Origin of the sequence: Burkholderia sp. WSM2232, assembly GCF_000472545.1 — a bacterium.
Classification (GTDB): Bacteria; Pseudomonadota; Gammaproteobacteria; order Burkholderiales; family Burkholderiaceae; genus Paraburkholderia.
On the sequence record NZ_AWZV01000037.1, the window covers coordinates 31,808 to 44,955 of the forward strand.

Annotated in this window: 11 protein-coding genes; 3 read left to right on the forward strand and 8 right to left on the reverse strand. The window is 61.5% G+C overall.

Annotated elements, in window-relative coordinates:
* Positions 1–81: 81 nt before the first annotated feature.
* Positions 82–1,473, reverse strand: a complete 1,392-nt coding sequence (locus tag F757_RS0126695; RefSeq protein ID WP_027214055.1) for an MFS transporter — start codon at positions 1,471–1,473, stop codon at positions 82–84.
* 121 nt (positions 1,474–1,594) lie between these two features.
* Between F757_RS0126695 and F757_RS0126700 the strand changes: the two genes are divergently transcribed.
* Positions 1,595–2,464 carry a LysR family transcriptional regulator gene (locus F757_RS0126700; protein ID WP_027214056.1) on the forward strand — a complete coding sequence of 290 codons (870 nt, stop codon included), beginning with the start codon at positions 1,595–1,597 and terminating at the stop codon, positions 2,462–2,464.
* Positions 2,465–2,692: 228 nt separating this feature from the next.
* Here the strand turns inward: F757_RS0126700 and F757_RS0126705 are convergent, their stop codons facing one another.
* Positions 2,693–3,631, reverse strand: coding sequence for an AraC family transcriptional regulator (locus F757_RS0126705; RefSeq protein WP_027214057.1), 939 nt, complete (start codon positions 3,629–3,631; stop codon positions 2,693–2,695).
* Positions 3,632–3,740: 109 nt separating this feature from the next.
* On the opposite strand from F757_RS0126705, the gene F757_RS0126710 reads away from it, so the two are divergent.
* Together F757_RS0126710 and F757_RS0126715 are read left to right on the forward strand one after the other, a co-directional pair.
* On the forward strand, positions 3,741–4,571 hold the full coding sequence (locus F757_RS0126710) for an SDR family oxidoreductase (protein ID WP_035467478.1): 831 nt from the start codon (positions 3,741–3,743) through the stop codon (positions 4,569–4,571).
* A gap of 286 nt (positions 4,572–4,857) precedes the next feature.
* Positions 4,858–7,305 (forward strand): two-partner secretion domain-containing protein, encoded by a 2,448-nt coding sequence (locus F757_RS0126715; RefSeq protein ID WP_027214059.1) that lies wholly within the window; start codon positions 4,858–4,860, stop codon positions 7,303–7,305.
* 404 nt (positions 7,306–7,709) lie between these two features.
* Here the strand turns inward: F757_RS0126715 and F757_RS0126720 are convergent, their stop codons facing one another.
* From F757_RS0126720 to F757_RS0126745, 6 genes are all read right to left on the reverse strand, one after another.
* Positions 7,710–8,780 (reverse strand): SDR family oxidoreductase, encoded by a 1,071-nt coding sequence (locus tag F757_RS0126720; protein ID WP_027214060.1) that lies wholly within the window; start codon positions 8,778–8,780, stop codon positions 7,710–7,712.
* 75 nt (positions 8,781–8,855) lie between these two features.
* Positions 8,856–9,935, reverse strand: a complete 1,080-nt coding sequence (locus F757_RS0126725; protein WP_027214061.1) for a maleylacetate reductase — start codon at positions 9,933–9,935, stop codon at positions 8,856–8,858.
* Complete coding sequence (locus tag F757_RS0126730) at positions 9,932–10,795, reverse strand: intradiol ring-cleavage dioxygenase (protein WP_027214062.1); 864 nt, start codon at positions 10,793–10,795, stop codon at positions 9,932–9,934. Before F757_RS0126730 ends, F757_RS0126725 begins: the two co-directional genes overlap by 4 nt.
* Before the next feature lie 21 nt (positions 10,796–10,816).
* Positions 10,817–11,101 carry a YciI family protein gene (locus F757_RS0126735; protein WP_027214063.1) on the reverse strand — a complete coding sequence of 95 codons (285 nt, stop codon included), beginning with the start codon at positions 11,099–11,101 and terminating at the stop codon, positions 10,817–10,819.
* Positions 11,102–11,130: 29 nt separating this feature from the next.
* The gene (locus F757_RS0126740; RefSeq protein ID WP_027214064.1) at positions 11,131–12,039 is read right to left on the reverse strand and encodes an NAD(P)-dependent oxidoreductase; all 909 of its coding nucleotides are present in this window, start codon (positions 12,037–12,039) and stop codon (positions 11,131–11,133) included.
* A gap of 4 nt (positions 12,040–12,043) precedes the next feature.
* A complete protein-coding gene (locus tag F757_RS0126745) occupies positions 12,044–13,114 on the reverse strand; it encodes a 2,3-butanediol dehydrogenase (RefSeq protein WP_027214065.1) in 1,071 nt (356 codons plus the stop codon).
* Positions 13,115–13,148 lie beyond the last annotated feature (34 nt).

The window sequence follows — 13,148 nt, forward strand, 5'->3', positions numbered from 1 at the left end:
GAAGTGTTGCGAAGGTTAGATTCTTGAGTCCGAGTTGCTATGGCTAGCCGCCGTCGGCGAAGGATTTGCCGTCCTTGCCGCTCAGCTACGAGCCTCTCGTTGCCGCAGACCGTGTTCGCTGGCGCTAGCTTCCATGCCCGGTGCGTTCGCCGCGCCAAGCGACACGTTACGGGTCTCGGGAGCCATGCGAACGGATACGAGCAGGCCAATCAGGCTGATCCCGCCCGCGATGAGCAGACCAGTCGCGCTTCCAGAATGGACGAGTACGGTAGGAAGGAGGAACGTTCCTGCCGCGGCTCCAATGCGGCTTGCAGACATCGCGAGTCCCATACCGGTTGCACGAAGATCAGTGGGGAAGATCTCGTTCGGGTAGATGAATTGCAGCCCGGAACCGGCAGCTTCGGCCACCGTGAAGAGAATGAACAGACCGATCGCGACCATGGCAATGCTCGACATCGGCGTCGCGAGAAGAAACAGCGCGAGCGTCGCAAGAACGAAAGAGGCGAGACAAAGCGTGCGCCGACCGACGCGGTTGACGACGACCATGCCGATCGCAGTTCCGACGATTGCAAACGAAATGATCAGGAGCGAGCCGGCGAGTGGCTGGGTGACGCCGAGCGACTTCAGCAGCATCGGTTGAAACGTCTTGATTGCGAATGAAGGCGCAATCTGACACATCCAGAAGATCGAGCAGAACACCAGCATGCGCCCATAGCCTCGCGAAAGCAGCTCGCGAATCTTGGACAACCCGAGTCCACGCCCGGAGGTGCTGACACGGGTTTCAGCAACGAGCGCATCAAAGTCAACCTGCGGCCCAAGATGCTGGTTCACGACGTCACGAGCCGCCTCTACGCGTCCTGCGGAAATCAACCAGCGCGGCGACTCGGGAATGTTAAGGCGCAGCAACAGGAAAATTGCCGAAGGGATGGCTGCGCTCGCAAGAATGTAGCGCCATACACCGCTTTCGCTACCGCTAACGATCAACCCCGTTGCAAGGCTTAAGGTGTATCCCACCCAGAGCAAAAGCACGAGGCTCGCGAGCACCGGCCCGCGAAGCTTCCGAGGCAGGAATTCAGCAGCGAGCGCAGTCGCGATGGGATAGTCCGCCCCCAGCGCAACTCCCATGACAAAACGAAGGATAAAGAGCGTCGTCACGTCATGCACGAACAGGTGCGCGAGTGAGCAGATGACGAATACAGCGAGATTGAGCACATACATCTTCTGGCGGCCGAAGCGGTCCGTCATGGGTCCGAAAACGAGGCCGCCGGCGAACATGCCGATGAGGCTCGAAGCGCCGATCAGACCGATCTGGAGCGCGCTCAGCGCGAGGTCCTTTGCAATGAACGGCAGCGCTACAACGATGATCCCGAGCAGGTAGCCGTCACAGAACGGCCCTCCTGCCGCCACGACGGCGATCCTCTTGTGAAACCGGCTTGTAGGTAAATCTTCAATGCCGACGAGTGCCTCTGCCATATGTGCCTCCAAACGTTGCCGAATCAGATGACGGGATTTGTTCTTCTATTCGCCTAGGCTAAGGTCGGGCACAATATCGGTCAATGTCGGATTTTATTCATCAAATATCGAAGGGTTCGATATGTTATTCAGCGAGGAAATCAACACGTTCCTGGCGGTAGTCCGCTCGGGCAGTTTGCTTCAGGCTGCAGAGATCGTATCCACAACGCAATCGACGGTCTCGTATCGCATCCAGTCCCTCGAGCGCCGGGTCGGACATCCGCTATTGCGGCGTTCGAGGGGAGCGCGGGGCATATCGCTGACCTCTGAAGGTGAGCGTTTCCTCGACATTGCCGAGCGCTGGAAAATGCTCGAAATTGAGGCCGAGCAACTTCAGGCCAATCAGGTGCGGCACCTTGCTGTCGGTTCGGTGGACGCCGTTGCGATCAATGTCCTTCCTCCGTTTGTGGCCGCGCTCTGCGATGAGACACCGCCCGTTCGATTACATATGGAAAGCTCGCGCTATTTCCAGCTCGCTAACCGCGTTGCTTCTGGTCATCTGGACGTAGCCTTTACATTGACCCCATCCGAACACGTCGATCTTCTTTCAACAAAGATCCGGGACTACGCGATGCTGGTGGTCTATGCTGCGTCCGGAACGGCCCCGTTGCCCGAAGCGCTCGATATGGCGGATCTCGATCCGTCCAGAGAAATTCATCTACCGTGGTCGCCTCAATTCGATCTATGGCGCGTTCGGCGCGGGTTTTCACGGCACGTAAATTGGGTCGAGAAAGCACACATGCTGGCACCGATGCTCAGAAACGGAGCCTGGGCCGTTGTTCCCAGTTTTTTGACGATGCCATTGGCCAAGGAAACGGGATGCACGATCCATCGGATTGCTTTGAATCCGCCCGATCCGCTTTCTCTTTTTATGATTTTGCGCAAACAGAGTAGCGACGCCACCGCACGACAGCAGCAACTCATCGAGGTGGCTCTCGCCGCCCTCAAATGACGTGACGAGGCAATAGCAGGATAGGCCGGCGAAGAACGAAGATGTACGCCGCGGTCGACTAACTGACGTTCGCGACGGTGCGACCGAAGCGCTGAGCTGGCCAATTGCGTCACACCGCACCTGGTGGCTTCAACGCTCACTGTGCGGCGGTTGGCGGCTTTACCCGATCGGGCCAGGAGCGGACGGACGGCCCCCGCCATCAGATGGTCGACAATTGCTGTTTCCTGCTTAATCCCGCTCTCCCCCTGCCGGCGGGCGACGCCTTTCAGCATACCGCGCGGGGGAGCATCCGACGATACGACTGAAGGCGGTACTGAACGCGCTTGTCGATCCGTAGCCGGTAGCCGTAGCGATCTCGACCAGCGGACGACGGGTGAAGCGCAGCGCGTCTTTTGCCAGCGCAATCCTCCAGTTCACTACGTAGTCCATAGGCGGTGTTCCCACGAGCCGCGTGAATCGATCGGCAAACGCCGAACGGGACATTCCAGCTGTCGCTGCCAACAGCGCAACAGTCCATTGCCGCCCAACGTCCGCATGAAATTCACGCAATGCAACCGCAAGCTTTTCATCGGCAAGACCGGCCAGCAAGCCCGACTTTATCGTTCCCTGTCCGTCGAGAACGGCACTCTGGGATCGCAGCGCTTCGACGAGCATGATCTCCAGAAGGCGGTTGAGAATAAATGTTCGTCCTGGGCGTGCACACGACGCTTCCCGGTCGATCAGTTCGACGATGCCGCGCAAACTGGAAGCCGATGTGTGGGCATGGCGGATGTGTGTAACCGGCGACATAAGTCCGTTCAGCAGATCCGCGTTGGCCGTGACGAAGGAAAACTGACCTCCGATGATTCGGGTCGTATCTACTCCGCTTCCAATCGACACGCGCGAATCCGATGGATGCCTAAGCGCTTGAAATTCGATGGGCGCCGTCGTTTCGCCGTTCGAAAGCATCCACGAAGGAGGTGCTGGCATCAACAGAAAGTCGCCGGCCTCCATCTGCGCAGACGGGAATCCTTGCGCTTCGAACCGGCAACTGCCCGACATAAAGAGACCGAATACGACATGGTTATCCGCCGGAAAAAGAAGTGCCCAATCTCCCCGTGCCTCGAAATGCTTCAAGTCAAGCGCTTCCGGGCGCAAAAGTGCGATCAGTTCCGTGAGCGGTTCCATTCTGGACGATCGGTAAAGAAATATGGAGCCTGACTTATAGACCGTCCAAATGGTGTTGTCTACAGTTGCATTGTGGAAAGTGATCAACCCTCAAAGGACGGGAAGCAAAATGGCGCAGACAGTTTTAATCACAGGTTGCTCGTCTGGTTTCGGCAAAGCGTCCGCGCAAGCATTTCTCGCTGACGGTTGGGACGTCGTCGCAACCATGCGCGACCCTTCCGGCTGGTCGAGTCGGGACACTCCTTCAAATCTTTTGATCGTCCCGCTCGACGTGCGGCACGTGGCAACGATCGAGTCGGCAATCAGGAAAGCGATCGAGCACTTCGGCCGCCTTGATTGTCTTGTGAACAACGCGGGATTCGCGTTGCTTTCCGTATTTGAAGCTACGCCGATGGACGTGATTCGTGGCCTCTTTGAAACGAATGTTTTTGGCTACATGCAGACAATGCAAACTGTCATTCCGCATTTCCGGGGTGTCGGCCGGGGCCGAATCATTAATGTCAGTTCTGGCTCTGCAATCCTGCCCGAACCGCTGATGTCGGTGTACAGCGCGAGCAAGTGTGCGATCGAGGGACTGACGGAATCGCTGCAATATGAATTGCACTCCCAGAATATCCTGATCAAGCTGATCGAGCCGGGCTTTGTCCCGGCAACGAGTCTCGCGCGCAAGGCGGCCGAGCAGGCGGCGACCATCTCCGTGCCGCCTGCTTATCAGACGCTTGTCGACCAGACAATGGCGATGTACATGCAAGAGCCAAAGCTTCAATTGGCGTCCGAACGCGACGTCGCGCAAGCCATCCTCGATGCAGCGACGGACGAGACAGGGCAATTACGATACATCGTGGGCGAGGATGCGAAAGAGTCATCCACCATGCGGCGCGAAACGTCGGAAACCAGGTACATGGCGTGGGCGAGAGACAGGTTTCGCGTGGGAGCGTGATAAGCGTTGGCGACTCACGATGTACGTTGCGGGCTTATCGGCTGAGTGACCATTTCCGGGAAGTCCGAGCTTCTCTTGAGGGTCGGTCATGCCACCGGTAGGACCCAGCCGAGTCCCACACGAGAAGTGGCCGAAAGCGGCGAGTCAAGTAGGCGCAAAAAGCAGAAGTATCGGCATGCATTAGCGATCCCAGCGGCTATTCTTCAGACGCTGCGACTAACGCGTTTCACGTCGGCTCCGCGGGTCGTCGTCAGCCAGTCCGCGCCGCGCGCGGAAAGGGGGCTGTATGTCAAATCCCGAACTACTTCGACCCACGCTACTGCGCGCACCGCGTCGCGGCCAGTCACACGGACGCCGATGGCTTGTCATCGGTGGCGCGCTTGCCGGACTGTCCTTTACCCAGGCGACGCTGGCGGTGGGCCCACTTCCGCGAGGCGGCACTTATGTGGCGGGCACGGGCACGATAGCCAGCAACGGCAACGGTCTCGTCGTCACCCAACCCGGTTCGACGCGCGGCGTGATTGACTGGGACAGTTTTTCGATCGGCAGGCACAACAGTGTCATGTTCGATAACGGCTCGGGCGCGACGCTGAACCGGGTAACGGGCGGCTCGCCGTCGGCCATTCTCGGCAGGCTCAGCGCAACCGGAAGCCTCTATGTGATCAATCCGCAAGGCATCGTTGTGGGCCCATCGGGTGTGATCAGCACGGGTGGCCGCTTCGTCGCGTCGACGCTCGATGTCTGCAACTGTGCATTCATGACCGGGGGCAACGCGCTTACATTCGCGGGGAACTCTGCTGCAAGCGTAGTCAACCTGGGCAAGGTCAGTTCGAGCGGCGGGGATGTGTTCCTGATCGGCCGGCGTGCCGCCATCAACGGGGGCACTATCACCGCGCCCAACGGTACGGCGGAACTGGCTGTCGGCGAGACGGTGTTGCTGCAGGACTCCGCGAGCAGCAAGCAGGTGTTCGTGCAGACGGGCAGTCAGGGCACCGTGGTCAACAAGGGGCCCATCAACGCCGCGCAGGTCAGCCTGCAGGCCGCCGATGGCAACGTGTATGCGCTTGCAGGCGGCGGCACGCGCATCCGCGCAACGGGCACGGCAAGCCGCGACGGCCATGTATGGCTGGTCGCCGACAGCGGCCGCGTTGAGCCGCTCGGCAGGATCGCCGCAAGCAACGCGGACGGCAGCGGCGGAACGGTCGATACACAAGCGGCACAACTGACGTTCGGCAGGCACACGGTGGTCGATGCAGCCCAATGGAACCTCTCCACGCCCGCTTTCACCATCGATGATGTCGCAGCGCATGCGTTGCAGCGCAGTCTGAGCGCGGGCACTTCGGTCAACGTGACCACGACGGGCGCGAACGGCGCAACGGGCGACCTCGGCGTCGCGTCGAGCCTGCGCTGGTCCGCTCCGGCTTCGCTCACGCTTGCCGCGTACCACGATGTCTCGATAGCGACGGGTACGACCATCGCGAACTCCGGTGCGGGCAACCTGACGTTGCGCGCCGACGCGTCGGGAATTGACAACGGTGGCAGCGTCATCAACAACGGCACGATCGACTGGTCGAGCAGCACGGGCATCGTCAGCGTGCTGTACGACATGAATGGCAGCGCGACGCTCGGCACGATGCGCGGGAACACGGCCTGGACAGCGCCCTTCGATAGCGGGCTTGTCGACCAGATCACGGCGTACCGGCTGGTCAACACACACAGCGACATTCTGAACATCGCGGCGAATCTGGCCGGCAACTACGCGCTTGGCAGAAATATCGATGCAACGAACCCCGGTGCACAGCCGAACGTGCTCATCGGCGACTTGCCGACGCCGTTCACCGGCCAGTTCGATGGCATGGGCCTGGCGATCTCGAATCTGAGCGTAAGTGCTACGTCGGACATCTCCGATTATTCGCTCCGCGCCGTCGGGCTCTTCGGTGTAATCGGTCCGACGGCGGTCGTGCGCAACGTCACCGTGAACGGCAGTGCGGGTGGCGATGGGGTCCTGCGCAATGCCAGCATCGGCATCCTGGCCGCCATCAATTACGGCACGATCGCCAATGCACACTCGAGCGGCAGTGCAGGCACATTCGACGGCCCGGGCGCTGGCGGCCTCGTCGGGTCCAATGACGGCCTCATTACGCGGTCGTCGAGCAGCGCGAGGGTCCGCCATTCGGGCGGAGGCCTGGTCAATGGAAATGGCGAGACGGGGGTGATCAGGCAGTCGTTTGCGACGGGCGCCGTCGAAGGTGTGATTCACGTCTCATACGTGGGGGGGCTGGTGAACGTCAACTCCGGCACCATCACACAGTCGTATGCGACAGGCCCTGTGACCTACAACCCGAACTACTGCGGGCACTTCGGCGGGAACGCCTGTCTGGAAGGACCGGGGGCTCTGGTGGGCTGGAACCTGGGCACCGGCAAGATCACGCAATCATTCGCGACAGGCACCATCATCCAGGACCTCGCACCGACGGGCGGCCAGCAGCCCGCGGGCATCGCCAACAACAACGCGGGCTTGATCGGCGGCGACGTCTACTGGGACACGCAAACGACGGGCGCGACAGTCGGCGCGGCGCAGGGTAACGCGGTGCCTGCCGCGCAAGGGCTGACCTCGGCGCAGATGGCTACGACGGCCAGCTTCGGGCCGACATGGGACTTCGGCCCGAACGGCGTGTGGGCAATGCCTACCGGCGCGACGCATCCCGTGTTGCGCTGGCAACTGGCGCAATGAACGCGCGCCCAGAGAATGAGCGAGCAGGCGGGAAGGTCGGACCCGCCTCCGGCCTTCCTGGCCCTGGCAATGTCACCGTCACCGTCGCGCGGGGCGGCGACCGACGCAGAAGTTTGCGGTAGCGCTGCGGGCAGCAGACGCCCATTAAGCGACGTTCGCTCTCGTTGCCAACCTGTCATTCAGGCGACCGCACCGCTCATACAGCGGACCTTCGTGGTCGGATCGGTCAGGACGTCATGTGTCGTGGCGAGATAATCTCCGTCGCCACACGATGGCCGTGACGAGGTCCAGCGGCCTGGCCGTCGATTGCGCTACAAAACCTTCCGGGATCGCTCAGCGCGATACAACTTTCCTTGACCTGCCAGCCAACGAAGTGAGTGCCGCCGCTCTCCGGAACAGACGGTCTAGGAAGGAATGATCCGTTCCTCCTTCAATTTATCGAAGAGCGCGAAAAAGGCATCCGGTGTGCTTTGATAATCGAGGAACCCGGCCTTGCGACTTTTGCTCATGTCGGTCAGAACCTCCATCGGACGTCCGAGATCGGCATCCGTATGCCACCAGGACACGAGCCTGTCGATACCCGGTTCCTTCAATTGGTAGCGACCCGCGATCTCCGACCATTGCCTGCCTGCATCCTGCATGCGATGTTCGAGCGGACGAGTCTCACCGTCGAAAGGCGCGGGCTCGATGCCGAAATACTGCGCGAGCTGGGACCACATCCATTTCCACCGGAACACGTCGCCATTCACGACGTTGAAGTCCGCGTTGCGCGCGTTGGGCGACGTGGACGCCCACTCGAGGTGCCGTGCGAGCAAGCGTGCGTCGGTCATATCCGTGAGGCTGTTCCATTGTGCGGCTGAGCCTGGAAACACGAACGGCTGCCCCGTTTCCTTGCACAGCGTCGCATACACGGCTAGCGTGACGCCCATGTTCATCGCGTTGCCGAGCGCGAAACCGATGATCGTATGCGGTCGATGCACGCTCCAGCCGAAGCCATATTGACGGGCTGCTTCGAACAGCCGGTCTTCCTGCTCGTAGTAGAAATTGTCGACGGGCTGGCGGCCCTGTTCCTCGCGAAACGGCGTGATCGGGACACTGCCCTGCGCATACGCTTCGAAGGGCCCGAGGTAATGCTTGAGCCCTGTGACCAGCGCGGCATGTTCGAGCTTGCCGGAAGGGCCGAGCGCATCCAGCACGTGACGGACCATTGCGCCGTTTACTTCGATGTTCTCGCGCTCGGTTGCCTGTCGCGACCACGCGGTAAAGAAGACGTGACTGAAATACCGCCCTTGCAGCGAGTCCGCAACGGATCTCGCGGAGGTCAGGTCTGCTGTGACGGATTCGATGCCGTCAGGCAACGCTGTGCGGCCGCGCGAGAGCCCCGTCACATTCCAGCCCCTGCGTGCGAGTAGATGTTGCGCGAGATTGCCGCCGACGATGCCCGTCGCGCCAATGATGAGTGCCCGTTTGTCCATGTAGAGTAAATGAATCGAAAAGTAGCTGTGGTTGCAGGAAGAATCTGCGGATGGATGCTTCGCTAAAGGAAGTATCTACACGCTTTCGAACGTCCGGCTGTCGGGCCGTATGCCATCGAAAGCACATACCAGCAAGCGATGTACCGCTTCATAAGAGAGCGGCCGAGGGTTGTAATAGGGCGCCTGCAGTGCCGCCGTGGCCGCCGCGTGAATATCGGATGACCGAAGGCCCAGCGCTTCGAGAGACGCTGGCGCATCAAGCGAGCGGCCAAGGTCGTGCAGCGCGACAGCGGGTTCTTGCGTGTCGAGCGCCTTGCACAGGCGTTCGTGCGCCGCCGGCGCGGCCGGCAGATTGAACGCCATCGAGTAAGGCAGCATCACCGCATGGGTCTGCGCGTGCGGCAGATTGAACATACCGCCGAGCGTGTGGCACAGCTTGTGATGCAACGCCATGCCGACGCTCCCGAGCACAGTCCCGCACAGCCATGCGCCGTACTGGGCGGCTTCGCGCGCCGCGATATCGTCGGGCTGTTCGACGATGCGCGGCAACGCGCGCGCGAGGCTGCGGATGCCTTCTTCCGCAAACAGCGACATCACGGGATTGACGTCCTGCGCATACAGGCCTTCGGCGGCATGCGCGATCGCGTTGAGGCCGCTCGTCGCCGACAGCGCCGCTGGCAAGGTCAGTGTGAGGCACGCGTCGTAGATCACCGTGCGCGGCAGCACGCGATAACTCTTGCCGGTCTTTTTCTCGCTGGCCGACGTTATGCCGTAGATAGGCGTGACTTCCGATCCGGCGTATGTGGTCGGAATGGCAAGGATCGGCAACGAGGTTTCGAGCGCGATGGCTTTCGCGAGTCCGAGTGTCGAGCCGCCGCCCGCTGCGACCAGCCCATCCGCGCCCGTGGCGAGCGCCGCCGCGACCGCTTCCTGCGCAGTTTCGACGGGCACGTGCATGACGGCCCGATCGAACACGTCCGCGCAGCGCTCGCCCGCGAGCTTGCGCACGCGGTCGGCAAGAAAGCGCTGCTCAGGCGTGCAGAGCACGAGCGCGCGCCGGATGCACAATTCGTCGAGCTCATCCGCGAGGCGCTCGATTGCTCCCGTGCCGAAGACGATGCGGCCCGGCCGGCTGGCATAGGTGAAGGCAATCATGAGGATCGGCTCAGGACGAAGTCGAACGAGAGCGTGCTGAATGGCGTGGTCATGACCGTGCCATCGGGCGCGGTGCCGCTCTCGTGGCGAATCCACGGCGCGATCAGCGACGAGCGCACGCCGAACACGGCGTCCGAGTCCAGGTAGCGATCGCCTTCGCGGAAGACGTGCGTGACGAGCCGTTCGTAGCCGGGCGCCGTAATCATGAAATGCAGATGCGCAGGGCGCCACGGATGACGCCCCAGCGCTTCGAGCATGCGTCCCACCGGACCGTCGTGCGGTATCGGATACGGCTCTGCCACGATAGAACGAAAGTGATAACTGCCGTCGGCCAGGCTGTGAAGCACACCTCGTGCGCGATGCGTGTCGGCGTCGCTCGTCTGTACGTCGTAGAAACCGTCGGCGTCTGCCTGCCAGACCTCGATGCGCGCGCCGCTCACCGGCTCGCCATTCGGGCCGCGCACCGCGCCCGACACGAAGCACGGTTCACCGCGCGCGCCGTTGGCGACGTCGTCGCCGTTACGATATTCGGGCGCATTGTCGGCGAAGAATGGACCGAAAACGGTCGCTTCCGTGCAGCCAGCGGGTTTGCGATGCGCCATCGCTGTCACGAGCATCGACAGGCCCAGCGTGTCCGACAACAGAATGAACTCCTGGCGGCGGTCGTCGGTGATATGGCCGACATCGGTGAGAAAGCGGATGCCGGCTTCCCATTCTCGCTCCGTCAGGCCGACGTCGCGGGCGAAGGCGTGCAGATGCCGCACGAGACTCGTGACGATCGTCTTGAGCCGCTCGTCGGTTGCGTGTTCGTGGCGTGCGAGCATGGCATCCGTGATGGTGTTCTCGTCGAGGTTTCGCATAAATCGGTTCCGTTGGTCTGGCTAGCGGTTGTCGACGCGCTTGAGGAACGGTCGGATATCGACGGTGCGCCAGATTCCCGCCTTGTTGAACGGGTCGTTGCTGTTAAAGCGCATCACGTCGCCGATCTCGTCCGCTTCATAAAGAAAGAAGCTGCCGATCATCGTTTCCTCGTCGCCGGCCAGCAGCGGGCCCGACATGACCATCCTGATGGGCGAGGCGGCCAGATAAGCCTTGTGTTCTTCGTAATGAGCAAGACGGCGTTCGACCATGTTGTCGTGGTCGAGGCAATAGACGGTGTAGTGCATTGCGACTCCGGAACGAGGTGAAAAGCTATTCAGCGGGAAAGGCCGGCTTGCGCTTCAATTGCGCGCACGATGGAGAAGAAGTCCAGCTCTGCGCCATCGCCCTGTGCGTAGCGCGCGAACTGCTCGTGCACGAGCGCCGCGGCTGTCATCGGTACACCGGCTTGGGCGCCCGCATCGACCACGAGCGACATGTCCTTGAGCATTTGCCGCGACGAGAAGGCAGGGGAGAAGTCACGCTTCTTCAACGGATCGAGTTTGTATTTGACGAGCGGCGACGCGGCGACGCTGTCGCCGATCACATCCAGCATCTCGGCCCAGTCCAGGCCGCCCTTCGTGCCGAGCGTCAACGCTTCCGCAAGCAGTACGGCCGTCGAGCCGACGAGATGATTGATGGCGAGCTTCAGATAACGTGCCTGCTGATCTTCGCCGACATAGTACTGGCGCGCCGACATGGCCTCGAAGACGGGCAACGCGCGACCGTACGCGTCTTTCGGGCCCGACGCGAACACGGTCAACTGGGCCTTGTCCGCGAGGACCGTGCTGCCGGAAACGGGCGCGCACATGTAGCCGGTTCCGCGCTTGCGCGCGGCGTCGCGAACTTCGCCCGACGCCGCGGGCGACACCGTGCTCATGTCGATGTAGACGGCACCGTGGTTCGTGTTTTCGATCACGCCATGTGTGCCGAGCGCGACTTTGCGCAATATGTCGTCGTCCGGGATGATCGAGAAAACCAGAGGCGCCGAACGCGCGACGCTGCTGACATCTTCAGCGCGGTTCGCGCCGAGTCGAACGGCCTCGCCGACGCGCTCTGGGTCGATGTCATACACGGTTACGTCGAGTCCTGCGGCGAGCAGATTGCGCACGATGGGCGTGCCCATCTTGCCGAGCCCGATCCAGCCTATCTGTTGCGCGTTGTGTTTCTTTTGCGTGTGCGGCATGTCGTCACCGTGTCTGGGGATTGATGAGAATCTTCATTTTGTCGCTGCCTTTGTCGTTCAGCACATCGAAGCCTTTCTCGACGACGTCGTCGGCATCGATCAGATCGTGGATGAGCTTTTCAACGGGGAACTTGCCGTTCGCGATCATGCCGATGATGCGCGGCCAGATCGTGACGGGGTAACACCACGTTCCTTCTATCCGGATGTCCTTCAGCGACCATTTCATCGGATCGACACTCGCTGTGCCGACATGCAGGCCCGCCTGCACGACTGCGCCCGCCGAACGCACGGCATCGACGCAGGCGTTCAGCGCATGCTGGTTGCCCGCGCATTCGATCGCCACGTCGACGCCCACGCCTTCCGTCAGATCGCGAATTCTTTTCGGAAGCTCGCCATCGGATGGATCGAAGATGTCGGTCGTGACGCCAAAGCCGGCCATCTTCGCGGCGCGCGCCGCGTTGGGTTCGCTGACGAAAATCTTCGTGGCGCCTGCTGCATGGCAGGCAAGCGCCGCGAGCACGCCGATCGGGCCCGCGCCAGTAATCAGCACCGTCGAGCCGACCGTGACGGCGCCACGGTCGACGGCATAGAGCGCAACGGCGGCAGGTTCGATCAACGCGCCTTGCTTGTCGCTGACGCTGTCGGGCAGGCGATTCGCGTGGTAGTCGTTGAGCAGCGTGTATTCGGCCATGCCGCCGCCGTCCCAACTCAAGCCCACGCAGCCCATCTTCGTGCACAAGTGACGCATGCCGCGTGCGCAGTAATAGCACTGGCCGCACGACGCGAGCGGCATCACTGAAATGCGGTCGCCGCGTTGCACGTTCTTCACGTCCTTGCCGACCTCGACCACTTCCGCGCTGAACTCGTGACCGAGCACCTGCGGCGCTTTGGCACCCGTCAATGCGTGTGGCTCCGTCGGTACTACGATAGGACCCGCCTGATACTCATGCAGATCCGTGCCGCAGATACCGCACCACAGCGGCTTGACGATCATCTGGTTCGCGCCCATGCCCGTCGGGTCAGGTACGTTTTCGACGCGGATATCGTGTGCACAGTGAAACCGTACTGCTCTCATGTTCGACTCCTTGTTTGACCGGGCCATTTCAGAT

Coding starts and splice junctions, on each gene's coding strand:
- F757_RS0126695 (WP_027214055.1), bottom strand. CDS start 1,473: ATGGCAGAGGCACTCGTCGGCATTGAAGATTTACCTACAAGCCGGTTT.
- F757_RS0126700 (WP_027214056.1), top strand. CDS start 1,595: ATGTTATTCAGCGAGGAAATCAACACGTTCCTGGCGGTAGTCCGCTCG.
- F757_RS0126705 (WP_027214057.1), bottom strand. CDS start 3,631: ATGGAACCGCTCACGGAACTGATCGCACTTTTGCGCCCGGAAGCGCTT.
- F757_RS0126710 (WP_035467478.1), top strand. CDS start 3,741: ATGGCGCAGACAGTTTTAATCACAGGTTGCTCGTCTGGTTTCGGCAAA.
- F757_RS0126715 (WP_027214059.1), top strand. CDS start 4,858: ATGTCAAATCCCGAACTACTTCGACCCACGCTACTGCGCGCACCGCGT.
- F757_RS0126720 (WP_027214060.1), bottom strand. CDS start 8,780: ATGGACAAACGGGCACTCATCATTGGCGCGACGGGCATCGTCGGCGGC.
- F757_RS0126725 (WP_027214061.1), bottom strand. CDS start 9,935: ATGATTGCCTTCACCTATGCCAGCCGGCCGGGCCGCATCGTCTTCGGC.
- F757_RS0126730 (WP_027214062.1), bottom strand. CDS start 10,795: ATGCGAAACCTCGACGAGAACACCATCACGGATGCCATGCTCGCACGC.
- F757_RS0126735 (WP_027214063.1), bottom strand. CDS start 11,101: ATGCACTACACCGTCTATTGCCTCGACCACGACAACATGGTCGAACGC.
- F757_RS0126740 (WP_027214064.1), bottom strand. CDS start 12,039: ATGCCGCACACGCAAAAGAAACACAACGCGCAACAGATAGGCTGGATC.
- F757_RS0126745 (WP_027214065.1), bottom strand. CDS start 13,114: ATGAGAGCAGTACGGTTTCACTGTGCACACGATATCCGCGTCGAAAAC.